Consider the following 23,482-nt stretch of genomic DNA (forward strand, 5'->3'; position numbering starts at 1 on the left):
GTGTTACGAGTGTGTGTGCTTACGCGTGCCGGCGGACCGCGAGCACGGCCACGTCGTCGCCGGGTGGCTCGGCGCCGACCGTGGTCATCACCGTGGTGCAGACCGTCTCCGCATTGTCCGCCCTGACCAGGCCGACCAGGCGCCGCAATCCGGTATCGATCACCTGATCCCGGCGTTCCACGAGACCGTCGGTGTAGCAGAGCAGCAGCGCGCCGGGCGGGAACTCCAGGACGCTGCTGCGCCGGGGCGTGGCCGGGCGGCCGATGCCGAGCGGCGGGTCGACCGGCACGGCGGCCAGCCGGGCCGGGCCGTCCGGGTGGGCCAGCACCGGGCGCGGGTGGCCGGCCGAGGAGACCAGGATCCGGTCCCGGTCCGGGCTGATCATGGCGTACAGGGCGGTGGTCAGGCTGCCCGCCTCGAAGTGGTGCACCTTGCGGTTCAGCAGGGCGAGCGCCTCGGCCGGGCCGTCGCAGATCAGCGCGTAGGCCCGGAGAGCGCTGCGGACCCGGCCCATCACCACGGCCGAGGCCAGGCCGTGCCCGGAGACGTCGCCGATCACGATGCCCAGCCAGCCGGAGGGCAGGGTGAACACGTCGTACCAGTCGCCGCCGATGCCGGACGCGTGCCCGGGGACGTACCGCGCCGCCAGCTCGACGCCGGGGACCTCCGGCAGCCGGGCCGGCAGCAGGCTGCGCTGCACGGCCAGGGCCGCCGTCTGGTCCAGCTTGTCGGCCCGGATCCGGCCGGCCGCTCCGGCCCGGTCCGCGACGAGTTCCAGCAGGCGTACGTCGTCGGCGCCGAAGCGGCGCGGGTTCAGCGTCCCCACGTGCAGCACGCCGACCAGGTCGGTGCCGACCATCATCGGTACGCCGAGCAGCGACCGGATCCCCTTCTGCACCAGGATCGGGTTGACCACGTCTGCCGGGGTGACGTCGGCCAGCCGGACCGGGCGCCGGAGCGCGGCGACCCGCCCGGCGAAACCGGTGCCGACGGCGACCCGGAACCCGGCCCGGACCTCGTCCTCGAGCCCCTTGGCCGCGGTGGCGACGAGCTGCTGGGCGTGCTCGTCGAGCAGCAGGATCGCCGCGGTGTCCACGTCCAGGAGGTCCCGGACCCGGTCGAGCAACTCGTCGAGCAGGTCCGAGACGTCCAGACGGGAGAGTGCCGCATCGGTGACGGCTTCGAACCGGCGGAGCCGCTCGTCGTCCTTGATGCGTCGGGGCACCGGTTCAGCCTAGTGTCGGTTCCCTCAGGCGAGCGGTGACCGCCGGTCACGATTAGCGGGTGCGCACCTCCACCGGGGTGACCAGCCGGCGCTCCGGACCGGCCTCGCGGACCGGGCCGGTGAGCCGGACGGAGGCCGTGCACGGCAGGTTCCCGGCCGAGGTGCCGACGAGGATCCTCAGGTCACCGGGCTCCACCACGCGCCGCAAGTCGCGGCCGACGAACGCGGTCCGGTCGGTGTGCACCCGGAACGTCACGTCGGCTTCCGCGCCGGCGGCCAGCGCGATGCGATGGAAACCGGACAGCTGGCGCACCGGACGGGTGACCTGGGCGACCGGGTCGGCCAGGTAGAGCTGCACCACCTCGGCGCCTTCGCGCTCGCCGGTGTTGCGCACCCGTACGGTCACCGCGAACTCCCCGTCGGTCGGCACCGTCTCCGCGTCCACCCGCAGCTCGTCCACCGCGAACGTGGTGTACGACCGCCCGTGCCCGAACGGGTAGAGCGGTGTCGGGTCGAGGTTGCTCACCCCGCTGTGCGTGGCGCCCAGGATCGGCTGCAGGTACGTGCCCGGCTGCCCGCCCGGGTGCCGCGGGATCTGCACCGGCAGCTTCCCGGTCGGCTGGATCCGCCCGCTGAGCACCCCGGCGATGGCGTGCCCGCCGGCCTGACCGGGCATGAACGCCTGGACCAGCCCGGCGACCCGGCCGTCCAGCGCGCCCAGCGCGTACGGCCGGCCGGAGACCACCACCACCACGACCGGGGTGCCGGTGGCCAGCAGCTCCTCGATCAGCTCGGCCTGCACTCCGGGCAGCCGCAGGTCCTCGGCGTCGCAGCCCTCGCCGGAGGTGCCCTTGCCGAACAGGCCGGCCAGGTCGCCGACGAACACCACGGCCAGGTTCGCGTCCCGGGCGTTGCCGACCGCCTCGGCGAAACCGGTGCGGTCGTCGCCGTTCACGTCGCACCCTCGGGAGTACGTGATCTCGTTGGCCGGGAACTCCGCGCGCAGCCCGTCGACCGCGGTGGGGATGTCCAGCCCGAGGCCGAGCTGGGGGTAGCGGGGGAGCACATGGTTGGGGAAGGCGTAGCAGCCGAGGAAGGTGCGGGCGTCGTCGGCGCACGGGCCGATCGCGGCGATCCGGAACGGCTCGGTGATCGGCAGCGCGGTGCCGGTCTCCAGCAGCACGATCGAGCGCTCGGCCAGGTCGATCGCGATCTGCTGGTTCTCCGGCGCGTTCAGGTCGGTCAGCGGCGCGGCGAGCACCGACGCCTCCGGGGTCCAGCCCTCGTCGAGCAGGCCGAGCTCGGCCTTCTGGGTGAGCAGCCGGCGGGCCGCGCGGTCGACGTACGCCTCCGGCACCTCGCCCCGGCGCACCCGCTCGATCAGCCCGGCGCCGAACCCGATGGTGTCCGGCAGCTCCACGTCGATGCCGGCCACCAGGGCCTGCGCGCCGGCGTCGGTGTTGTCCTCGGCGACGCCGTGCATGGTGGCCAGGAACGGGACCGCCCAGTAGTCCGAGACGACGGTGCCGGTGAAACCCCACTCGTCCCGCAGCACCTCGGTGAGCAGCCAGGAGTCCGCGCCGGCCGGGACGCCGTCGACGTCGGAGTAGGAGTTCATCACCGACCCGACCCCGCCACCGCCCCGGCTGACGTCGGCGACCGCGGTCTCGAACGGCGGGAAGATCAGCTCGATCAGCTCGCGGCGGCCCATCGGCACCGGGCCGTGGTTGCGCGCGCCGCGCGAGGCGGAGTAGCCGGCGAAGTGCTTGAGGGTGGCGATCACCCCGGAGCTCTGCAGCCCCCGCACGTACGCCGATCCGAGCATCGAGACCAGGTACGGGTCCTCGCCGATGGTCTCCTCGACCCGTCCCCACCGGTAGTCGCGGACCACGTCGAGCACCGGGGACAGGCCCTGGTGCACGCCGAGCGCGGCCATGTCCCGGCCGATCGCGGCGGACATCCGCTCGATCAGCTCCGGGTCGAAGGTGGCGCCCCAGGCGAGCGCGGCCGGATAGACGGTGGCGCCGAACGCGGTGAACCCGGTCAGGCACTCCTCGTGGACCAGGGCCGGGATGCCGAGCCGGCTGCCCATCACGATCTGCTGCTGGCGGATCAGCTCGGTGGCGCCCTCCGCGGGGGTGAGCGGCACGCTGCCGTACACCCGGGTCAGGTGGCCGAGGCCGTGCCGGGCGGCGTCCTCGAGCGCGACGCTGCCGCCGGCCGCGAAGACGTCCTGCATCGGGGCGACGTTGTGCTGCTCCTCCGGGTCGTACCCGTCGTCCTCGCCGGTGTCGCCCATGTCGTTGCCGACCCAGCGGCTGCCGAGCTGTGCGACCTTCTCCTCGAGGGTCATCTCGGCGAGCAATGCCTCGACGCGGTCGGTCACCGGCAGCGCCGGGTCACGCCAGGGCTGGGTCACCTGTTCAGTAGTCAACGTTTCCTCCGGGGGTCCCCCCGAAACTTTCGGGGGCCTTGGCGTGCGCGCCGACGTTCTGAAAATGCCTGCCGACGCTGCCTACTCTCGCGCTCCGGGCACGGTTACGGCAAGGGTCTTGACACCTGTCACAGCGAAACCCTACGTTAACGAAACCTCGCGTTAATTTGCGGCTGTCACTCGAAAGTTCCGGAACTCGGTGACCGCCGTCGCCATCGCTAAATCACCCACCGCGCTTCGGCGCGGCTTGCTTCGAGTACGGAGAATAAGCGTGAAGCGCAGGAATTTTCTGAGTCTCTCCGCGGGTGCCGCCGCGGCCACCGGTCTCGCCGCGTGCGGCAAGTCGGGCCCCGGCGACTCCTCCAGCGGTGGCGGTTCCGGTGACAAGGACGCCGCCGGTTACTGGTTCCTCAGCGGCCCGCCCGGAGAGCCGATCCGGCAGGGTGCGGTCGATCGGTTCAACAAGGCCAACTCGGCCAACCAGATCAAGGTCACCGCGATCCAGAACGACGCCTACAAGGACAAGCTGAAGACCTCGCTCGGCGCCGGCCAGGCCCCCAGCATCATCTGGGGCTGGGGCGGCGGCGGCCTGAAGAGCTACGTCGACGCCGGCCAGGTCGACGACCTGACCGACTGGTTCGGTCAGAACGCCGCCGTCAAGGACCGTCTGTTCAAGGCGTCCTTCGGCCCGGCCACGATCGACAAGAAGATCTACGCGATGCCGTGCGAGACCGTGCAGCCGATCGTGATGCTCTACAACAAGGAAGCCTTCGAGAAGGCCGGTGTGGCGGCCCCGCCGCAGACCTGGGCCGAGCTGATGAGCATCCTGCCCAAGTTCAACGAGAAGGGCATCGCGCCGTTCTCGCTCGGCGGGCAGTCCCGCTGGACGAACATGATGTGGCTGGAGTTCCTCTTCGACCGGATCGGTGGCCCCGAGGTGATGGACGCCGTCTACGGCGGCCAGAAGGACGCCTGGAACAACCCGGCCGCGATCGACGCCCTGACCAAGACCCAGGAGCTGGTCAACGCGAAGGGCTTCATCAAGGGCTTCTCGTCGATCACCGCCGACTCGAACGCCGACCAGGCGCTGCTCTACCGCGGCAAGGCGGCCATGGAGCTGCACGGCAGCTGGTCCTACGGCATCATCAAGGCCGAGGGCGGCAACTTCATCAAGGACGGCAAGCTCGGCTTCTTCAACTTCCCGGCGGTCGACGGCGGCAAGGGCGACCCGACGAACACGTACGGGAACGCCGGCCAGTACCTGTCGATCTACTCGAAGGCCTCCGAGCACCAGAAGGAGACCGCGAAGAAGTTCTTCACCAGCCTGCTCGACGACACCGAGCAGCAGGGCTGGATCGAGACCGGCGGTGTGCCGATCGTGCAGGACGCGAAGGCCAAGCTGGCCGCCTCGCCGGACGCCGAGTTCCTGAACTTCGTCTTCGACGTCTCCTCCAAGGCCGCCGGGTTCGGTCAGTCCTGGGACCAGGCGCTGAGCCCGTCGTCCGCCGAGACGCTGCTGGACAACATCGCCAAGCTGTTCCAGTTGCAGGTGACGCCGCAGCAGTTCGCCACCAACATGAACGCGGTCATCGGCAAATGACGATCGCACCGCCTGTCGTGCGGACCGCTCCCTCCACCGCTTCCCGCGGTGGGGGGAGCGGTTCCGTCTCCTGGATGGCGTGGCCGGCACTTGTGGCATTCACGATCTTCGGGATCCTGCCGCTCTTCGGCGTGCTGGCGCTCAGCTTCACGTCGTGGAACGGCATCAGCCCGGAGCTCAGCCTGACCGGGCTGGACAGCTGGAAGACCGTGCTCAGCGACCCCGGCCTGCCGCACGCGATCTGGGTGACCTTCCTGATCATGGCGCTCTCCTGGCTGGCGCAGACCCCGCTCTCGATCCTGCTCGGCGTCTTCATCGCCGCGCACAAGCGGTACCGCACGGTCCTCGCGGTGCTCTTCTTCATCCCGCTGCTGCTCAGCCAGGCCGCCATCGCGATCACCTACAAGATGCTGCTGGACCCGAACTTCGGCCTCGGCGCCAGCCTCGGCGTCGAGTTCCTCCAGCAGGACTGGCTCGGCGACAGCACCCTGGCGGTCGGCGTGGTGATCTTCGTGGTGTCCTGGCAGTGGATCCCGTTCCACTCCCTGATCTACCAGGGTGGCATCCGGCAGATCCCGGCCTCGATGTACGAGGCCGCCGAGATCGACGGCGCCGGCCGGATCCGGCAGTTCTTCAGCATCACGCTGCCGCAGCTGAAGTACACGATCATCACATCGTCGACGCTGATGGTGGTCGGCTCGCTGACCTTCTTCGACCTGATCTGGGTGCTCACCGCGGGTGGCCCCGGTGACGCGACCCGCGCGCTCGCGGTCGACATGTACGTGACCGGATTCAGGTCCAACCTGATGGGCCCGGCGAGCGCGATCGCTGTCATCCTGGTCCTGGTGGGCCTGGGTCTGGCTCTGCTGCTGCGCCGGCTCGGTGGCCGCGACGCGTCGCAGAGTCAGCTGGAAGGAGCCTGATCATGACCACCGTGCTCGACACCCGGGCGCCCGGCCGATCGGCCAAGGTGCCGCCGCCCTCGGGCAGCCGGCGTTCCAAGCTGTCCCAGCTCAACTGGGCCGGCGGCCTGGCCGGCTGGCTCTGGCTGCTGATCGTGGTGATCCCGATCTACTGGATCGTGATCACCAGTTTCAAGGCGCAGGCCGACTACTACGGGACCAACCCGCTCGCACCGCCGGCCAGCCCCACGCTGGAGAACTACCGGTTCGTGCTGGAGAACCACTTCGTCCGGTACTTCTTCAACAGCGTGATCGTCACGCTCGGCTCGATCATCCCGGCCGTCGCGGTGTCCTTCATGGCCGCGTACGCGATCGTCCGGGGCAGCGCGGTGAGCCGGTTCCTGCGCACCGCGAATGCGATCTTCCTGCTCGGGCTGGCGATCCCGCTGCAGGCGGTGATCATCCCGGTCTATCTGATCATCATCAAGCTGGAGATGTACGACACGCTCGGGGCGATCATCCTGCCGTCGATCGCGTTCGCCATCCCGCTCTCCGTGCTGGTGCTCTCCAACTTCATCCGTGACGTGCCGAAGGAGCTCTTCGAGTCGATGCGGATGGACGGCGCCACCGAGTGGGGCACGCTGTGGCGGCTGGCGCTGCCACTGACCCGGCCGGCGCTGGTGACCGTCACGATCTACCAGGGCCTGCAGGTGTGGAACGGCTTCCTGCTGCCGCTGATCCTGACCCAGAGCCCGGAGCAGCGCACCCTGCCGCTCGCGCTGGCGAGTTTCCAGGGCCAGTACAGCGTCAACATCCCGGCCGTGCTGGCCTCGGTGGTGCTGACCACCCTGCCGATCCTGACGCTCTACATCATCGGCCGCCGTCAGCTGCTCAGCGGTCTGACCGCCGGCTTCGGCAAGTAGGCCGCGCGGCCGCCGGCCGCTACTCGGGGGTGTGGCCCCGGGTGGCGGCCAGCGGCGCGGTGCTCTCCCGCACCATCAGCTTGGTGACCAGCTCCACCCGCGGGGTCTCGATGGTCTCGCCGCGCGACAGCCGCAGCACGGTCCGCGCGGCGAGCGACCCCATCTCGGCGAGCGGCTGACGGATCGTGGTCAGCGGCGGGGACGCCCAGCAGGCGTCCGGCAGGTCGTCGAAACCGATGACGCTCAGGTCGTCCGGCACGCGCAGGCCGCGGCGGCGGGCCGCCTCGTAGACCCCGAACGCCATCTGGTCGCTGGACGCGAAGATCGCGGTGGGCCGGTCGGGCCGGTCCAGCAGCCGGCCGCCGGCCTGGAAACCCGACTCGTTGAGGAAGTTGCCCTGCTCCATCAGGTCGGGGTCGAGCGGCACCCCGGCGGCCTCCATGGCGGCGCGGAAGCCGTCCAGCCGGGCGCGGCTGCAGAGCAGATCCTTCGGCCCGGCGATGAACCCGATCCGCCGGTGTCCGAGCCCGATCAGGTGGTCGGTGGCCGTTCGCCCGCCCGACCAGTTCGTCGCCCCGATCGTCGGCACGTCGGTGGCCGCGCCACCGGCCGGATCGATGATCACCACGGGCACGCGCAACCGGTGCAGCTCGCTGTGCACCGGCTCGGCCACGTCCGACGTCACGAAGATGACGCCGTCGGAGGCCCGGGCGCGCAGGTTCTGCAGCCACTGCCGGGTCGCCGTGGTCCGCCGGTGCACCTGGGACACCACGGTCCCGACGCCGGCCGCGTGGGTCACGTCCTCCACGCCGCGGACCAGCTCCAGGGCCCACGGGCTGTCCAGGTCGTTGAAGACCAGGTCGATCAGCCGGGCGCGTCCGGAATGCCGAGAGTTCCGGGGGCGGTAGTCGTGCTCGCGGAGCAACCGCTCGATCAGCTCACGGGTCTGCGGCGAGACGTCGGAGCGCCCGTTGAGCACCCGCGAGACGGTCGGCACCGAGACTCCGGCGGATTCCGCGATGGACGCGATGGTGACGCGCTGCTTGCCGACGACCATGGGGGTGCACTCCTTACCTCCGGGGTGCAATGCCTGTGGGGACATCTCATGACTGCAACTTCCGGGCCCGGCACCGAAATCATGCCATGCCGGAGTGTCGGTTTTGCACGCTGGAAACCGCCGTTTTTCGGTTAACCGGTTAAGCGCTGGCTGCGGTTTTGCCCTGGGAGCGCTTCCGGTCGAAGTCCCGAAAGTTCCGGAGAGCGCTCCCTGGAACGCGTCAGGAAAGGGAGCCGCTGGTCAGGGCCGGATGGCGGGTGGCGGAGGGCGCTCGGTGATCGGGGAACGCCTGGTGACGCACCTCATCCACACGAAAAAGGGGGAGCCGGTCTCGGCTCCCCCTTTTTCGCGAACGGTCAGGAGAACTGCGGGATGACCTCGTCGGCGAACGCCAGCAGCGGCTCGTGCTCGTACGCCACCCGCGGGATGTACGCGATCACGTAGTCCGCGCCGGCCTCCGCGATCCGCTCCACCCGCTCACGGATCGCCGCGGTGGACTCGCCGGGCTCCAGGTTCAGGCTCGTCGACTTGGCGATCCGGTCGAAGTCGGTGCCCTGCTCGTCGCAGTGCCGGCGGAGTACGTCCAGCTTGTGCCGGATCACCTCGGGGTCACCGCCGCCGATGTTGCAGCCGTCGGCGTACTTCGCGACCAGCTTCAGCGTCACCTTCTCGCCGCCGCCACCCAGCCACAGGTCGGGCTTGCGCTGCCCGGCGCCCTTCGGCTGGTTGATCGCCCCGTCGATCCGGTAGTGCTTGCCCTGGAACACCGGCTGTTCCTCGGTCCACATCTTGTGGACGATCTCGACGGCCTCCCGGAACGCCCGCATCCGCTCCGGCACGTCCGCCCACTCGTAGCCGTAGGCCTTCCACTCGTGCTCGTACCACCCGGCGCCCAGCCCGGCGTAGAGCCGCCCGCGACTCGCCACGTCCACCGTCGACGCGATCTTGGCGTACAACGACGGCTGCCGATAGCCGTTGCACCCGACCATCTGCCCGATCTTCACCCGGCTGGTGTCCCGGGCCAGCGTCGCGCTGACCGTCCAGGCCTCGAACGTCGTGTTGACCGTGGGCTCCGGCACGGTGTGGAAGTGGTCGTACACCCAGACGCTGTCCCACGGGCCGGCGTCGGCGAGCTTGGCCACCGCGGTCATCGCCTCGTACTGCTCCACCGGATCGTCGATCTCGACCAGGTCCATCCGCCAGCCCTGCGGCACGAAAACCCCGAAACGCATGCTCATACCGCTCAACCTACCGACCCTCTGGCAAACCCCTTTTGGGTACGAGCGGGGAGTCCCGTCCGCAGGCTACGAGCCGCGTCCCGCCCGTGCCTCCGCGAGACCGCCCGCACTCGCGGCCGCAGCGCGCCTCCCGGTCCCCGGCTGGTTCCCAGGGGTGTCTCCGGGGGTGTGAGGCACCCCTGAGAACCAGCCGAGGACCCGGTGCCGGAGGCGGCCTTGACCACCGGCGCGGTTCGACGGCCGCGAGGTTGGACGGCCGGGGGCCAGGGCTGGCGGCTGGGGCTGGCGGCTGGGGGCTGGCGGCTGGCGGGGCGGAAGCAGGGGTGTGGGTTAGGTGTGGTTGCGGAGCCAGCGGCGGAGGGCTTCGGCGGGGTTGGGGGCGGGGGACTCCGGCAGGGCGGTCAGGACCTCGGCGTCGGTGGCCCGGCGGGCGGTGGCGACGGCCGTGCGGAGCTGGGCCGAGGTGACGCCGGGGCCGCCGGTCAGTTCGAGGATCAGGTCACCGTCGCGGATCGCGGCGTTCGGCGGGTCGGTCTCGTCGATGCCCCAGGCGGTGCCGAGGAACGTGGACGGGCCGGTCGAAGGCAGCAGCGGGTGGGCGAAGCCGGGGCAGTCCGGTGTCAGCTGGCACTCGATCGGGAGCAGGGTGGTGACCAGCCGGATCCGGCCGGTCACCGAGGAGCCGTTCAGGATGGCGCCGGTCGCCAGGTATTCGTCGCCGCCGGAGCCGAGGCCGAAGGTCTGCTGGGCCGGTTGGTAGCCGGGGATGGTGACGACGCGCAGCTGGTCGCGGGTCCAGCCGGCGTGGGCCAGGCGCAGGTCGATCTCGGAGGGGCCGCTGTCGCGGAAGGCCACCAGGCCGGAGCCGGCCAGGACCAGCAGGATCAGCGCGGCCGGGGTGCGCAGCCACCAGCCGCGGGTCAGCAGGGCCGCGACCGGGAGCATCACGGCGCCGCCGAGCAGGACGGTCAGCCGGCCGTTGTGCAGGACGCCGAGGTCGTGCGCGTTGACGATCGCCCGGCCGGCCAGCCAGGCGATCGTGCCACCGTCGATCATCAGGGCGGCCCAGAGCAGGCGGCGGGCCGGGGTGGCGCCCAGCGGGGTGACCACCGAGGTGGCCCGGGCCAGCAGGTAGAGCAGGGCGACGGCGCCGAGCACGGCGACCACGAGCATCACCGTGGCCAGGGCGGCGACGCCGCCGCCGAGGTCGAAGCCGCGCGTGATGCCGGCCAGCACGAGCGGGGCGCAGCCGCCCAGCACCCACACGGTGACGAGCTGCCAGACGAGCTGCCCGGGCCGGGACGCTGCCGGATCCGTCCAGCGTGGACGTCCGGCCGGCGACTCGGCCGGCTCGCGGCGGGCACCGGAATCGGCCTGGTCGCGGCGGGCGCCGGACCAGACCTCGACGGCTTGGGTGCCGGGCTCGGCCGGGGTGCGGCGGCTGCGGGGCTGTGCACTGTGACGGGGCGCGGCCATCGACACAGGGTGGCAGGTTGATCACCATTCGTGCTGCCCCGGCCGGAGCCCGAATTGGCGCATCGGATGAACAGGAAGCTTTACCGCACGATCGCTGAGGCCGTCGATATCAGAGGGGTAACGGTCTGACCGTTGGGGCGTGCCTTCCGGGCCGGGGAGCGTGAAGGTGTGTTCCAGGGGGTGAGACGGGGGAATGTTCACGATCCTCTGGGGCGCGGTGCGCTCCCGGGCCGCTCAGGGGTGTGCGCTGCTCGTGCTCACCGCGCTGCCGGCCGCGGTGGCCGCCGCCGCGCCCTGGTACGCGCTGACCGCGACCGCCCACGCCTCGGCCGTCGTCGTCGCCGGCGTCCCGGCCGCCGAGCGCACCCTCTACGTCCACCGCCCCGGTGACACCGGCGGCGACCCGGAGTCCGCGCTGCGCGTCTTCGGTGAGTCGGTGCGGCGTGACCTGCCGATGCCCGGCGCGGACGGCGTGCTCGGGCTGAGCCGGGCGATGAGCACCACCGACCCGGCCGGCACCCCCGACAAGGTCAACGTCGACTACCGGGACGGCTTCTGCGCGCACGTCCGGATCACCGGCTCGTGCCCGGCGGTGGCCGGCGACGCCGCGATCACCGCACCGGTCGCCCGGCGGCTCGGCGTCCGGCCCGGCGGGACGATCGGGGTGGCGGTCAACTCCGAGGGCGTGCCGATCCCGCTGCGGGTCACCGGGATCTACACGATCGGCGACGCGTCCACCGGGTACTGGACCGACCCGCTGTTCAAGGTGGAGAGCGGCCTCGACCCGATCTTCACGGTCGCGCCGACGTTCACCGGGGGCGCGCTCGGCCAGCCGGTCCTCGCCTGGTCGGCCGAGGTGCCGGTGCCGCTGATGCGCGGCGACGGCGGGTACGACCTCGGTGACCTGGTCGCCCGGGCCGGCGCGCTCGGCGAGATCACCGACCCGACCGGGCCGCTGCGGGCCGTCCTGGCCGAGGCGGGGGAGCGGCTGCTGCGGGCCGTCCTGCTCGCCGCGGTCCCGGTGCTGCTGCTCGGGTGGTACGCGATCGCGCTGGCCGGCCGGTACACCGCCCGGGACCGGCGGCGCGACGCGGCCTGGGCGAAACTCCGCGGCGGCAGCCGATCCCGGCTGCTGGCCCTGCTCTCCGGCCAGCACCTGGCCCCGCTGCTGGCCGGTGGCCTGCTCGGGTTGCTGACCGGTGCGGGCGCCGGGTGGCTGCTGGCCGGGGCGCCGGTCGCCGGCGAGCGGGTGGTCACGGCCGCCTGGGCGATCGGGGCGGTGCTGGCCGTGCTGCTCGGGGCGCTGGGCACGCTGGTGGTGGCGGACCTGCTGCTGATCCGTACCCCTGTGGTGTTGTTGAACCGCGAGGTGCCCACCGCCCGCAGCGGACGGGCGGCCCTGCTCGCCGACCTCCTGGTGATCGCGGTCGCGGTCGCGGCCGGCTACCAGGCCCGGTCCGGCAGCCCGGACGCCGGCGTCGGCGCGATCGCCCCGTTCGCGGTCGCCGTCGCGGTCGCGGTGCTGCTGGCCCGGTTGCTGATCCGGGCCGCCGACCGGGGTGGTGGCGCCGCGTTGCGGGCCGGACGGTTGCGGCTCGGCCTGACCGCGGTCCGGATGTCCCGGCTGGCCGGCCTGGACCGGGTGTGCACGCTGCTCGCCGTCGCGGTGGCGATGCTGGCCGGCACGACCGGCGCGGCCACCGCCGACCGGGACGCGCACACCGCGCGGGCCGAGGCCGAACTCGGCGCCGCACGGGTGCTCACCGTCCGGGCGGAGAACTGGACCGCGCTGCGGCACGCGGTCGCGGTCGCCGACCCGCAGGGCCGGTACGCGATGGCCGCCGCCGTCGACCGCACCGCCAGCCCGCCGGTCGTCGTGGTGGACACCGCCCGGCTCGCCGCGGTCGGCGTGTGGCGCCCCGAGTTCGGCCCGCGCCCGCAGCCACCGGCCGCCGTCGACGCCGTCCCGCTGATCACCGGCCACGCTCTGGTGCTGCGGGTCCGCAACGACCGTCCCGCCCCGGCCACCGTCGACGCGATCCTGCAGGACGAGGTCACCGGCGCCACGGTGACCGTCGGCTTCGGACCGGTGCCACCCGGCGAGCACACCGTCACCCGGCGCGTGACCGGCTGCACCGGCGGCTGCCGCCTGGTCCGCTGGCAGCTGCCCAGTCCGCCCGGCCCGGACGGGCGGTCCGCACCGGAACCGATCACCCTGCACTCGCTCCGCGGCCGCGACCCGGACACCGACCTGCTCAGCACGGCCCGGTTCGGCGACGCGACCCGCTGGCGGACCGCCACCTCGGACGCCGGCCTGGCCCTGGCCGGTGGCGCCGGCGGCCTGACCGTCGCGGCCGGTGGCAGCGCGGTCAAGAGCGGCGCCGACCGGCTGTACGCCGTGGACGCCACCCTCCCGCTGCCCCTGCTGCTGGCCGGGCCCACCCCGGTGGCGTGGCGGTTCGGCGAACCGGCGATCAACGTGCTCGGCGCCGGTCAGGTCCCGGCCCGGGTCACCGCGGAGGTCGCCGCGCTGCCGGTGCTCGGCGCCGCCGGGGTGCTCACCGACTTCGACGCGGTACGCCGGATCGCGGCCGAGACCGGCGCCACCGGCATCACCCAGGTGTGGCTGACCGGCGACGCCCCGGCCGCCGTCGTCGACCGGCTGACCGGGGCCGGGCTGATCGTGCTGGCCGACGAGACCGCCACCGCCCGGGCCGGCCGCACGCCCGGCCGGGGCACCGCGCCGGCCGGGTCGTTCGCCCTGCTCTGCGCGGTGATCGCGCTGCTCACCGCGGCCGCCGCGAGCGCGGTGGCGGCCGCGGTCGACCGGGCGCCGCAGCGGGCCTCGGCGCGGGCCCTGCGGGTGCAGGGGCTGCCCGCGTCGACCGCCGCCGCGACCCGCCACCTCGGACCGTTCGCCCTGGTCGTGGCGGGCACCGCGAGTGGCGTGCTGGCCGCGCTGGTGGCCCGCCGGGTGGTCGGCGAGCCGGCGTCGTTCTTCGCCGACGGCTGGCGGCTGCTGCCACCACCCGAGGCGCTCGGCTGGCTGCCGCTGCTCGGCGCCGCGCTGGCCGGGTTCCTGGTGCTGGGGGTGCTGGGCTGGCTGACCGCGGCCGTCGAGCGGACCCGGACCGAGGGGACCCCCCGATGATCGCGCTGGTGTTCGCGATGGTCTGGGCCCGGCGCGGTCCGGCGCTGGTCCTGGCCGTGCTGGCCGCGTTCGCGGTCGCACCGGCGGTCGCGGCGCCGGCCTACCTGCGGGCCGCCGGCCGGGTGGTGGCCGCCGGGCAGGTGGCGCAGGCCGCACCGGCCGAGCGGACGGTCAGCATCCGGGCCGACGACAAGGACCATCGAGCGGCCGGCACCGGACCGGGCGGCGGGGTCGACCTCTCCACCACCGGCGTGAGCCTCGTCGACCTGCCCGGGTTCCGGTACGCGTACTCGGCCGAGTTCGCCACCGTCGGCCTCGAACGGGACGACCGGCGCCGGACCCGGCTGGTCCAGCGGCAGGACGTCTGCGCGCACCTGGTCATGGTCACCGGGCGGTGCTTGCTCGGCGAGGGTGACGTGGTGCTCGGCGAGCAGACCGCGACACGGCTGAAGCTGGTCGCCGGGCAGTCGGTGTCGCTGTCGTACGCGGTGTTCAGCAAGGACCCGGACGTGATGGAGTACACCGCCGACGGCGCCCCGAAACGGTTCTTCGTGGCCGGCGTGTACCGGGTGCCGGACCCGGCCGAGGCGTACTGGGGCACGCACGGCTACTTCGCACCGGACGAGCTGGCCCCGGGCGAGCCGGCGTTCACCGACCAGACCACGTTCGCCCTGATGGAACACGGCGACGCCGAGCTCGGCGTGGACGGCTGGGCCGGGCCGGGCGCCCTGGACGTGGACCGCCTGCCGGCTCTGCGCGCCGCCCTCGACCGGCTCGGCGCGACCGTCGCCGACCTGGGCGCCGACCTCTCCGTCCCCGGTACGACGAGTGCCGGGCTGCGGCTGGAGTCGCAGATGCCGGCGCTGATGGCCCGGATCGACGAGGGGCGCACCACGGCCGGCCGGATCGTCCCGGTCCCCGCCGTCGCCCTGATCGTGCTGGCCTGCCTGGCCATCCTGCTCGCCGTCGCGGCCGGCGCCGAGGTCCGCCGCCCGGAGACCGCGGTGCTGGCGCTGCGGGGCGCCCGCCGTCCGCACCGCTGGCTGCTGGCCACCGGGGAGAGCCTGGTCGCGGTGCTGGCCGGCACGGTGGCCGGCGCCCTGGCCGGGCAGTGGCTGGTCGACGCCGTGGTGGCGGTCCGCTGGCCCGGGGTGGGCGCCGACCCGCACCCGGGGTCGTTCGTCTACGCCCCGCTCGCCGCGGCCGCCGTGGTGCTGGCCGTGCTGCTCGCCCAGGGCGCGACGATGCTGCGCCCGGTCAGCGAGCTGCTGCGCCGCGCCCCGGCACCGGGCCGCTGGGCCGGGCTCACCGTGGACATCCTGATCGGCGCGCTCGCGGCCGCCGCGGCGGTGCAGCTCGCGCTCGGCGGCGGCGACCTGGTCGGCGTCGGCGCGACCGCCCCGGCGCTGGTCATGCTGGCCCTGGCCCTGCTGGTGGCGCGCGCCCTGCGCCCGCTGGCCGCCCGCTCCGGGCACCGCGCGCTGGAGCGCGGCCGGCTCGGCCCCGGCCTGACCGGGCTGCTGCTGTCCCGCCGGCCGTCCACCGGCCGGGTGTTCGCGCTGCTGGTCGCGGCGGTCGCGGTGAGCTGCTACCTGGTCGCCGCGTCCGACGTCGCGGCCCGCGGCCGGCAGGTCGAGGCCGGGCTGGGCACCGGCGCCGACCGGGTGCTGTCGATCCGGGACACCGGCCGCAACCAGCTGCTCGCCGCGGTGCGGGCGGTCGACCCGGACGGCGTGTTCGCGATGGCCGCGGTCCGGATCACCCAGACCCCCGGTGAGCCGCCGCTGCTCGGCGTCGACTCGTCACGGCTGCCCGCGGTGGCCAGCTGGCCCGGTGGCGGCGCGGCCGGCCCGGACGAGATCGTCGCGGCGCTGCACCCGGAGGCGCCCGCGCCGCTGGAGGCGCCCGGCCGCGCGACCGTCACCCTGGACGTGACCGCCGCGGACTTCGAGCACGGCAAGGGGGTCAGCATGGACGCGGTGCTGACCCCGTCCGACGGCAGCGGGCCGGACGTGGTCGCGCCGATGGGCGTGATCGACCCGGGCCGGCACACCTACACGTACTCGGCGGCCGGGTGCGCCGGGGGCTGCCGGTTGAACGCGCTGCGGATCGCCGGCGGCAACGCGGTCCTCGGCGTGCACGGCGTGCTCACCGTGCACGGCTGGGGCAGCGGCGACCCGGCGGCCTGGCGGGTCACCGAGGGCGGCCGGCTCAGCGCCGCCCCGGACGGGCTGCGGATCGACGTGACCAGTCTGGACGGTCTGCCGGAGGGGTTGCTGGTGCAGCCGGCCGACGTGCCGTGGCCGCTGCCGATCGTGGCCACCGGCACGTACGTGCCCGGCTCGGTGACCGGACTCGACTATCGCCAGGTCCCGGTCACGGTGGCCGGTCGGCTGCCGGCCGTACCGGGGGTGGGCGCGCCCGCCGCGCTGATCGACCTGGAGTACGCCGACCGGGTGTCCGCCGACGGCGCGCCCACGCCCGGTGCCCAGGTCTGGCTCTCCGCGAAGGCGCCCGCCGACGTGCTCGACCGGCTGGCCGCGCAGGGTCTCGAGGTCACCGCCGACATCCGGGCCGGGCAGACGGCCGCGCGGCTGGACCGGCAGGGCCCGGCCGTCGCGCTCGGATACGCCGGGCTGGTCGCCGCCCTCGTCGCGATCCTGGCCGCCGGGGTGCTGGTGCTGACCGCCGCGGCCGGCCGGGACCGGCAGGTGGAGGACCTGTCGGCGCTGCGGGCGCAGGGGCTGAGCCGGGGTGCGATGCTACGGGCGGCGCTGTGGGCGTACCCGGTCCTGGTGGCCGGTGCGGTGCCGGCCGGCGTGGTGATCGCCCTGGCCGGCTGGGCGGCGACCGGGTGGGCGCTGCCGCTGGCCGGTCTGGACCCGTCCCCGCTGCCCCGGCCGTCCTGGCCGTCGGCGCTCAGCGTGCTGCTGGCCGCGGCGATTCTCACGGTGGTCCTCGGCGGGACCGCCCTACTGGCCGGCCGCCGCACCCTCCGCAAGATCCGATAAAACCTTTCCGGTACGGATACCGAGCGCCCCGCCGCAGGCTACGAGCCACGCCCCGGGCCGGTCCCGCGCGACGCCGCCGCTCGTCCCGGACCACGACGCGCCTGCGGGCTGTCGGCTGGCTGCGCGAGGCCGCTGTCGCTCCGGACCGTGACGCGCCTGCGGGCTCCGGCTGGTTCTCAGGGGTGCCTCGAGGGCTCCGAGGCACCCCTGAGAACCAGCCGGGGTCTCTAGGCTGGGCCGGTGAGTGAACCGCAGCTGCTCTCCGCGCACGCCGGGAACTGGACCGGCGACGGCACCGGCGTCACCGTGATCCTGCCGCCGCCCGGCACCGTCGGGTCCGGTGAGGTGCGCGGCGGCGCGCCGGCCACCCGCGAGTTCGACCTGCTGCACCCGGCCCGCCTGGTCGACCGGGTCGACGCGGTCGTCCTCTCCGGAGGCTCGGCGTTCGGCCTGGCCGCCGCGGACGGTGTGATGACCCTGCTGCGCGAACGCGGCCGGGGCTTCCCGACCGCGCTCGGCCCGGTCCCGATCGTGGTCGGCATGTCGATCTTCGACGGCTCGGTGGCCGGGACGCCGCCGGCCGCCGAGGCCGGCCGGGCCGCCGCGCTCGCGGCCCTGGACGGCGACGAGTTCCGCACCGGCGCCACCGGGGCCGGCGCGGGCGCGCACACCGGGACGTGGCGTGGCCGTGCCGACCCCGGCGGGCTGGGCCGCGCCGACGGCCGGGCCGGCCCCGCCCGGGTGACCGCCCTGGTCGTGGTCAACGCGTGGGGCGACGTGCTCGCCCCGGACGGCCGGCCGTTCTTCGGCGGCGCCGAGACGTACCAGGCCGCCATGCCGTTCCAGCGCGCGAACACCACGATCGCGGTGGTGCTCACCGACGCGAAGCTGACCAAGAACGACTGTCATCTGCTGGCGCAGAGCGGCCACACCGGCTTCGCCCGGGCGCTGCACCCGGCGCACTCCCGCTACGACGGTGACGCCGTCGTCGCCCTGGCCACCGGCGAGCTGACCGCGGACGTCGACCTGGACCTGCTGCGCGCAGTGACCACCGAGACGATGGCGGCGGCGATCCGGGCCGCCGTGGCGTACCCCTGAGGTTTTTCCTGGATCGTCCTGGTGTTATCACTGTGGGATGTTTGTTGACTTCACCGCGCCGGTGGCGGCGTCCCCGGCCGAGGCGGAAGCCGCGGCCGTGTCGGCGGAGCAGGTCGGTTATGACGGCTTCGGGGCGGCGGAGACCAAGCACGACGTCTTCACCACGCTCGCCCTGGTGGCCCGGGCCACCGAACGGATCTCGCTGCAGTCCGCGATCGCGGTGGCGTTCGCCCGCAACCCGATGACCGTGGCGGTGCTCGCCAACGACCTGCGGCTGATCTCCGAGGGCCGGTTCCGGCTCGGGCTCGGCTCCCAGGTCAAGCCGCACATCGAGCGCCGGTTCGCGATGCCGTGGAGCCGGCCGGCGGCGCGGATGGAGGAGTTCGTGGCCGCGCTGCGGGCGATCTGGCACGCCTGGGCCACCGGCGAGCGGCTGATGTTCCGCGGCGAGTTCTACAAGCACACCCTGATGACCGAGTTCTTCGACCCGGGCCCGAACCCGCACGGCAACCCGCCGATCGAGCTGGCCGCGGTGGGTGAGCTGATGACCGCGGTGGCCGGGCGGGTCGCCGACGGGCTGCTCGCTCACCCGCTGACCAGCGTCACGTACCTCGCCGAGCGGACCCTGCCGGCCGTGCGCGCGGCACGCGGCGGCTCACTCGACGGCTTCACCATCGGGCTGGGCGCGATGGTGGTGCTCGGCGCCGACGAGGCACAACGCTCCCGGGCCGAGCAGGCGGTGCGCGCGCAGATCGCGTTCTACGCGTCCACTCCGGCGTACCGTCCGGTGCTCGAGGTGCACGGCTGGGGTGACCTGGCCGACCGGCTCAACGTGCTGTCCCGCCGGCAGGACTGGACCGCGATGGCCGCCGAGGTCACCGACGAGGTCCTCGACACGTTCGCGGTGGCCGGCGATCCGGCGACGGTCGCGGCCGGGCTCAAGGACCGATTCGGTACGACGATCGACCGCATCTCGCTCTACACGCCGTACGAAACGGACCGCTACCAGCTGGCAGCGGTCCGCTCGGCACTACGGGCTGACTAGTCACCCGACCTGGATGCTGTCCACCCGGTCCGGGTAGAACGCGACGTGGTCCTTGATCTGCGCGACCGCGTCGTACGGCGCGACGTACTCCCAGATCGCGTCCACCACGGTCTGGCCGTCGACCGTGATCGAGTAGTACCCGGCGTCACCCTTGTACGGGCAGTACGTCCGGGTCTCGGTGCGGGTCAGCAGCGACCGGTCGACGTCGGCGAGCGGCACGTACTGCATCGCCGGATACGTCGACTCCTGCAAGCTGAGCGCGTCTTGCGTGTCGGCCACCACCTTGCCGGCGACGGTCACCACGACCCGCTTGCCGGTCGGCGTGATGGTGATCGGGTGATCCGGTCCGGGCAGCAGCCGGGGCTTGTCACTCATTGTCCAGCCTCCTGATTTCGACAGTTCCGAAGCTACTACGGTGGCAACGTGACGAGCGCCGCGATCATTGCCGTGAACGGGACCGGGATCGGATACGAGGTGGTCCGGCACGGCCGGGTGAGCAGTGTCGCCGAGGCGGCCGAGGCCCTCGGTGTCGAGCTGCGCGACCTGGTCAAGACGCTCGTGGTGCGGCGCGGGCCGGACGAGTACCTGTTCGTGCTGGTGCCCGGGGACCGGTCGATCTCCTGGCCGAAGCTGCGGGCGCTGCTCGGGGTGAACCGCCTGTCGATGCCGGACGCCGGCACCGCCAAGGAGGTCACCGGGTACGAGCGGGGGACGATCACACCGTTCGGGTCGGCCACGGCGTGGCCGGTGATCGCGGACGAACGGACCCGGGGGCGGACGATCAGTCTGGGCGGCGGGGAGCACGGTGTGGGCCTGCGGGTCGGCGCCGACGACGCGGTGACCGCGCTGGGCGGCACCTTCGCCGACGTCACCGACCCCGCGTAGCAGTTCAGCCCTTCAGCGCCGCCGCCACCGCGTCGCTCAGCGACGTCGTCGGCCGCCCGATCAGCTCCCGCAGGTCACTGCCCGGGTTGTCCAGCGCCCCGTTCTCCTTGATGTGCACGTCGGTGTCCGCCAGGATCGCCGCAAACCCCTCCGGCACCCCCGCACCAGCCAGGATCGTGACCAACTGGTCGGCGGGCACATCGCTGTACCCGATCTCCGTCCCGGTCTGCTTGCTCACCTCGGCCGCCAGCTCAGCCATCGTGAACGGCGTGTCCCCGCCCAGCTCGTACACGGACTTCACGTCGTCGGCCACCAGCACCGCGGCTGCTGCCTCGGCGTAGTCGGCGCGGCTGGCCCCGGCGATCCGGCCCTCGCCGGAGCTGCCCAGGAAGCCGCCGTTCGCCGTCGCGGTCGGGATCTGCGCGGTGTAGTTCTCGTGGTACCAGCCGTTGCGCAGGAACGAGTGCTTCAGGCCGGACGCCGCGAGGGCCTCCTCGGTCGCCTTGTGGTCGGCGGCTAGCAGGACCGGGGTGGTGTCGGCCCGCAGGATGCTGGTGTACGCCACGAACCCGACCCCGGCCGCCTTGGCCGCCTCGATCGCCGCGTGGTGCTGGGCGAGCCGGCTGCCCGGCGAGCTGGTGGAGACGAGCAGCAGCCGGTCGACGCCGGCGAACGCGGTGGCCAGGGTCTCCGGCTTGTCGAAGTCGGCCGCACGGACCTGGACGCCGCGGGCGAGCAGCCCGGCCGCCTTCTCCGGGGACCGCACCGCCGCGATGATCGAGCTCGGCTCGACACCTCGGCTGAGCAGGGCCTCGACGACGAGACGGCCGAGGTGTCCGGTGGCGCCGGTGACAGCGATGGTGGTCATGAGAGCTCCTTCAGGGCCAGCAGTGGGTGCTGCATCCGAGAATGCACTAACTTTTCGAAAGCGCCAACTGCAAGTGGGCACCATCACCAAGGAAAGCACGGTGGAGCTGGGTATATTCGACGCATGACTGATCCCGCCGACGACCTGATCCCCAGCGTCTTCGCCCGGGACTGCACCTCCCGCGGCGTGATGAACAACGTCACCGGTCGCTGGGGCGGCCTGGCCCTGGCCGCGCTGCACGACGGCGCCTTCCGATTCAACGCCCTGCGCCGCCGGGTCGACGGCGTGAGCGAGAAAATGCTCGCCCAGACCCTGCAGGCGCTCGAGCGCGACGGCCTGGTCCACCGCGAGGTGCAGGCCACCATCCCGCCGCGGGTGGAATACACCCTGACCCCGCTCGGCGCCCGGGTCGCCACCAAGCTGAAAGAGCTGATCGAGCTGCTCGAGGGCGAGATCGACCAGGTGCAGTCGGCGCGCGAGGAGTACGACCGGGAGCACCCCGCCCCGGTGCGGTAGGTTGCGATCGTGAGCACGTCGATTCAGCCCGAGGTCCTGCCGTCCGGCACCGGTTGTGTGGAGTGTCTGGAGTCCGCCGGTTGGTGGGTCCACCTGCGCCGATGTGCGCAGTGCGGGCACATCGGCTGCTGCGACACCTCGCCCTCGCAGCACGCCACGGCACACTTCCGGGAGACCGGCCACCCCGTGATCCAGTCTTTTGAACCGGGCGAGGACTGGTTCTGGGACTATCGGAGTGAGCAGGCGGACAACGGCCCCGAACTGGCCGCACCCACCAGTCACCCGGACGATCAGCCGGTGCCCGGCCCGGACGGCGCCGTACCGGCGGACTGGCGCACCAAGATTCACCGGTAGGAGTCAGACCTCTCCGGCGTTCGGCGGTTGCAACCGGAAGGAAGCCGAGCAAACCGTACGAAGGCCTTGAGTCTTCCTCAGGTGGCCAAGCTCATGGTCGATCGTGTGGGCAGTCAGCCAACCCTGGAGGGAAGATGCTCGGCCTGGAGAACATCGGCACAGCCAAACGGCTGGGCATCATCGTCGTCACCGGCGCGGTCGCGCTCGGTGGCATGGCTGCCATCACCCTGATCGGCCAGAACAATCTGGCCGAACAGGGTCTGCGTGTCAGCGAGCTGCAGTGCGGCCAGGCCGCGCTCAACCACCTGAACAACCGGCAGAGCGAGCTCAAGGTGGACGCCTACCGGGCGGCCCTGGGCCAGGACGTCACCCAGGACGCGGCGGACGACATCCAGTCCTCGGTCGACGCCTCGGCGGGGGTGAACTCCTGTGGCCTGCCGGCTCCGATCGTCGAGCAGTTCACGAGCTACGACGCGGACTTCGCCGACTTCAACACGTTCATCAACGACTTCGTCGCGGCCGGTGTGGCCGACCCCAAGTCGGTGATCGACAAGATCGACCAGATCGCCGAGAAGAACAACCAGACCGACGACGACCTGGACGCGATCACCGAGGTGGTGGAGAAGGAGGTCGCGGCGCAGCAGGCCGCGATGGTCAGCACCGTCGGCTCCACCCGGAACACCGCGATCGTGGTCGCCCTGATCGCGCTGGCCCTGCTGGTCGGCATGGCGATCCCGATGGTCCGCTCGATCCTCGGCCCGATCCGCCGGATCGGCCTGGTGATCGAGGCGCTGGACCGCGGTGACCTGACCGGGCGCAGCCACATCAAGACCCGCGACGAGCTGGGTGTGATGGCACAGGGCCTGGACCGCTCGCTGGACAAGCTGCGCGACTCGATGACCACCATCGCCAAGGACTCCGACTCGCTGGCCACCGCGGCCACCGAGCTGGCCGCGGTCTCCGCGGAGATCGCCTCGGCGGTCGACAACACCGACCGGCAGAGCAGCTCGGCCGCCACCGAGGCGGACGAGATCTCCCGCAACGTGCAGAGCGTCGCGGCCGGTTCCGAGGAGATGGGCCTGTCGATCCGGGAGATCTCCCGCAACGCCGCCGAGGCCGCCCAGGTCGCCTCGATCGCGGTCGGTGAGGCGGCGCGGGCCACCGAGACGATCCGCAAGCTCGGCGACTCGTCGGCCGAGATCGGCAACGTGATCAAGCTGATCACCAGCATCGCCGAGCAGACCAACCTGCTCGCTCTGAACGCCACCATCGAGGCGGCGCGGGCCGGCGACGCCGGCAAGGGCTTCGCCGTGGTCGCCTCCGAGGTCAAGGACCTGGCACAGGAGACCGCCCGAGCCACCGAGGACATCGGCAGCCGGGTCCTCGCGATCCAGCAGGACACCAGCGGCGCGGTCGAGGTGATCAACCGGATCTCCGAGGTGATCGCGCAGATCAACGACTTCCAGACCACCATCGCCTCGGCGGTGGAGGAGCAGACCGCCACCACCGGCGAGATGAGCCGCAGCATCGGCGAGGTGGCGGCCGGCTCGAACCGGATCGCCTCGAACATCACCGACGTCTCGTCGGCCAGCCAGGCCACCGTCAGCGGGGTCAACCAGACCCGCGAGGCCAGCGAAGAGGTCTCCCGGACCGCCGAGGAGCTGCGGGCCCTGGTGGGCGCGTTCACGTTCTGATCCGT

General features: G+C 72.7%; 18 protein-coding genes. 11 read left to right on the forward strand and 7 right to left on the reverse strand.

Features of this window, described 5'->3' with window-relative positions:
- Positions 1–19 precede the first annotated feature (19 nt).
- Both Apa02nite_RS29365 and Apa02nite_RS29370 read right to left on the reverse strand, forming a co-directional pair.
- Complete coding sequence (locus Apa02nite_RS29365) at positions 20–1,225, reverse strand: PP2C family protein-serine/threonine phosphatase (RefSeq protein ID WP_203827892.1); 1,206 nt, start codon at positions 1,223–1,225, stop codon at positions 20–22.
- A 52-nt stretch (positions 1,226–1,277) separates the two neighbouring features.
- Positions 1,278–3,659 carry a glycoside hydrolase family 3 N-terminal domain-containing protein gene (locus tag Apa02nite_RS29370; protein ID WP_239164653.1) on the reverse strand — a complete coding sequence of 794 codons (2,382 nt, stop codon included), beginning with the start codon at positions 3,657–3,659 and terminating at the stop codon, positions 1,278–1,280.
- Between the two features lie 271 nt (positions 3,660–3,930).
- Here Apa02nite_RS29370 and Apa02nite_RS29375 point away from each other — a divergent pair, with 271 nt between their 5' ends.
- The 3 genes from Apa02nite_RS29375 (at position 3,931) to Apa02nite_RS29385 (ending at position 7,084) form a co-directional block, all read left to right on the forward strand.
- Entirely contained in the window at positions 3,931–5,259 is a 1,329-nt protein-coding gene (locus Apa02nite_RS29375; RefSeq protein ID WP_239164654.1) for an extracellular solute-binding protein, read from the forward strand.
- Positions 5,260–5,333: 74 nt separating this feature from the next.
- Positions 5,334–6,182, forward strand: a complete 849-nt coding sequence (locus tag Apa02nite_RS29380; protein WP_067691894.1) for a carbohydrate ABC transporter permease — start codon at positions 5,334–5,336, stop codon at positions 6,180–6,182.
- A gap of 2 nt (positions 6,183–6,184) precedes the next feature.
- Entirely contained in the window at positions 6,185–7,084 is a 900-nt protein-coding gene (locus tag Apa02nite_RS29385) for a carbohydrate ABC transporter permease (RefSeq protein ID WP_203827893.1), read from the forward strand.
- A gap of 19 nt (positions 7,085–7,103) precedes the next feature.
- Here the strand turns inward: Apa02nite_RS29385 and Apa02nite_RS29390 are convergent, their stop codons facing one another.
- The 3 genes from Apa02nite_RS29390 to Apa02nite_RS29400 form a co-directional block, all read right to left on the reverse strand.
- On the reverse strand, positions 7,104–8,141 hold the full coding sequence (locus Apa02nite_RS29390) for a LacI family DNA-binding transcriptional regulator (protein ID WP_067691888.1): 1,038 nt from the start codon (positions 8,139–8,141) through the stop codon (positions 7,104–7,106).
- 356 nt (positions 8,142–8,497) lie between these two features.
- Positions 8,498–9,379: an LLM class F420-dependent oxidoreductase gene (locus Apa02nite_RS29395; protein ID WP_067691885.1), complete on the reverse strand. Its 882-nt coding sequence runs from the start codon at positions 9,377–9,379 to the stop codon at positions 8,498–8,500.
- Positions 9,380–9,709: 330 nt separating this feature from the next.
- Complete coding sequence (locus Apa02nite_RS29400) at positions 9,710–10,855, reverse strand: hypothetical protein (protein ID WP_203827894.1); 1,146 nt, start codon at positions 10,853–10,855, stop codon at positions 9,710–9,712.
- A 193-nt stretch (positions 10,856–11,048) separates the two neighbouring features.
- Between Apa02nite_RS29400 and Apa02nite_RS29405 the strand changes: the two genes are divergently transcribed.
- The 4 genes from Apa02nite_RS29405 (at position 11,049) to Apa02nite_RS29420 (ending at position 19,160) form a co-directional block, all read left to right on the forward strand.
- Positions 11,049–14,006 carry an FtsX-like permease family protein gene (locus Apa02nite_RS29405; protein ID WP_203827895.1) on the forward strand — a complete coding sequence of 986 codons (2,958 nt, stop codon included), beginning with the start codon at positions 11,049–11,051 and terminating at the stop codon, positions 14,004–14,006.
- On the forward strand, positions 14,003–17,017 hold the full coding sequence (locus Apa02nite_RS29410) for an ABC transporter permease (RefSeq protein WP_203827896.1): 3,015 nt from the start codon (positions 14,003–14,005) through the stop codon (positions 17,015–17,017). The genes Apa02nite_RS29405 and Apa02nite_RS29410 overlap by 4 nt, the downstream gene beginning before the upstream one ends.
- 240 nt (positions 17,018–17,257) lie before the next feature.
- Complete coding sequence (locus tag Apa02nite_RS29415; RefSeq protein WP_203827897.1) at positions 17,258–18,115, forward strand: P1 family peptidase; 858 nt, start codon at positions 17,258–17,260, stop codon at positions 18,113–18,115.
- 37 nt (positions 18,116–18,152) lie between these two features.
- Entirely contained in the window at positions 18,153–19,160 is a 1,008-nt protein-coding gene (locus Apa02nite_RS29420) for a TIGR03617 family F420-dependent LLM class oxidoreductase (RefSeq protein ID WP_067691869.1), read from the forward strand.
- Here the strand turns inward: Apa02nite_RS29420 and Apa02nite_RS29425 are convergent, their stop codons facing one another.
- Entirely contained in the window at positions 19,161–19,535 is a 375-nt protein-coding gene (locus tag Apa02nite_RS29425) for a DUF427 domain-containing protein (protein WP_203827898.1), read from the reverse strand.
- 48 nt (positions 19,536–19,583) lie between these two features.
- Here Apa02nite_RS29425 and Apa02nite_RS29430 point away from each other — a divergent pair, with 48 nt between their 5' ends.
- The gene (locus Apa02nite_RS29430; RefSeq protein ID WP_203827899.1) at positions 19,584–20,045 is read left to right on the forward strand and encodes an aminoacyl-tRNA deacylase; all 462 of its coding nucleotides are present in this window, start codon (positions 19,584–19,586) and stop codon (positions 20,043–20,045) included.
- Positions 20,046–20,049: 4 nt separating this feature from the next.
- Here the strand turns inward: Apa02nite_RS29430 and Apa02nite_RS29435 are convergent, their stop codons facing one another.
- On the reverse strand, positions 20,050–20,913 hold the full coding sequence (locus Apa02nite_RS29435) for an SDR family oxidoreductase (protein WP_203827900.1): 864 nt from the start codon (positions 20,911–20,913) through the stop codon (positions 20,050–20,052).
- Positions 20,914–21,036: 123 nt separating this feature from the next.
- On the opposite strand from Apa02nite_RS29435, the gene Apa02nite_RS29440 reads away from it, so the two are divergent.
- The 3 genes from Apa02nite_RS29440 (at position 21,037) to Apa02nite_RS29450 (ending at position 23,477) form a co-directional block, all read left to right on the forward strand.
- The gene (locus tag Apa02nite_RS29440; RefSeq protein ID WP_203827901.1) at positions 21,037–21,429 is read left to right on the forward strand and encodes a winged helix-turn-helix transcriptional regulator; all 393 of its coding nucleotides are present in this window, start codon (positions 21,037–21,039) and stop codon (positions 21,427–21,429) included.
- 9 nt (positions 21,430–21,438) lie between these two features.
- Complete coding sequence (locus Apa02nite_RS29445; protein WP_203827902.1) at positions 21,439–21,783, forward strand: UBP-type zinc finger domain-containing protein; 345 nt, start codon at positions 21,439–21,441, stop codon at positions 21,781–21,783.
- Between the two features lie 134 nt (positions 21,784–21,917).
- Positions 21,918–23,477: a methyl-accepting chemotaxis protein gene (locus Apa02nite_RS29450; RefSeq protein ID WP_203827903.1), complete on the forward strand. Its 1,560-nt coding sequence runs from the start codon at positions 21,918–21,920 to the stop codon at positions 23,475–23,477.
- Positions 23,478–23,482: the final 5 nt, after the last annotated feature.

It is taken from the genome of Actinoplanes palleronii, from assembly GCF_016862315.1.
In the GTDB taxonomy this organism is placed as follows: Bacteria; Actinomycetota; Actinomycetes; order Mycobacteriales; family Micromonosporaceae; genus Actinoplanes; species Actinoplanes palleronii.

What these genes read in the sequence shown, in the direction of transcription:
- Apa02nite_RS29390 (WP_067691888.1), bottom strand. Translation starts at nt 8,141, where the DNA reads ATGGTCGTCGGCAAGCAGCGCGTCACCATCGCGTCCATCGCGGAATCC.
- Apa02nite_RS29420 (WP_067691869.1), top strand. Translation starts at nt 18,153, where the DNA reads ATGTTTGTTGACTTCACCGCGCCGGTGGCGGCGTCCCCGGCCGAGGCG.
- Apa02nite_RS29405 (WP_203827895.1), top strand. Translation starts at nt 11,049, where the DNA reads ATGTTCACGATCCTCTGGGGCGCGGTGCGCTCCCGGGCCGCTCAGGGG.
- Apa02nite_RS29380 (WP_067691894.1), top strand. Translation starts at nt 5,334, where the DNA reads ATGGCGTGGCCGGCACTTGTGGCATTCACGATCTTCGGGATCCTGCCG.
- Apa02nite_RS29395 (WP_067691885.1), bottom strand. Translation starts at nt 9,379, where the DNA reads ATGAGCATGCGTTTCGGGGTTTTCGTGCCGCAGGGCTGGCGGATGGAC.
- Apa02nite_RS29450 (WP_203827903.1), top strand. Translation starts at nt 21,918, where the DNA reads ATGCTCGGCCTGGAGAACATCGGCACAGCCAAACGGCTGGGCATCATC.
- Apa02nite_RS29425 (WP_203827898.1), bottom strand. Translation starts at nt 19,535, where the DNA reads ATGAGTGACAAGCCCCGGCTGCTGCCCGGACCGGATCACCCGATCACC.
- Apa02nite_RS29440 (WP_203827901.1), top strand. Translation starts at nt 21,037, where the DNA reads ATGACTGATCCCGCCGACGACCTGATCCCCAGCGTCTTCGCCCGGGAC.
- Apa02nite_RS29410 (WP_203827896.1), top strand. Translation starts at nt 14,003, where the DNA reads ATGATCGCGCTGGTGTTCGCGATGGTCTGGGCCCGGCGCGGTCCGGCG.
- Apa02nite_RS29435 (WP_203827900.1), bottom strand. Translation starts at nt 20,913, where the DNA reads ATGACCACCATCGCTGTCACCGGCGCCACCGGACACCTCGGCCGTCTC.
- Apa02nite_RS29400 (WP_203827894.1), bottom strand. Translation starts at nt 10,855, where the DNA reads ATGGCCGCGCCCCGTCACAGTGCACAGCCCCGCAGCCGCCGCACCCCG.
- Apa02nite_RS29385 (WP_203827893.1), top strand. Translation starts at nt 6,185, where the DNA reads ATGACCACCGTGCTCGACACCCGGGCGCCCGGCCGATCGGCCAAGGTG.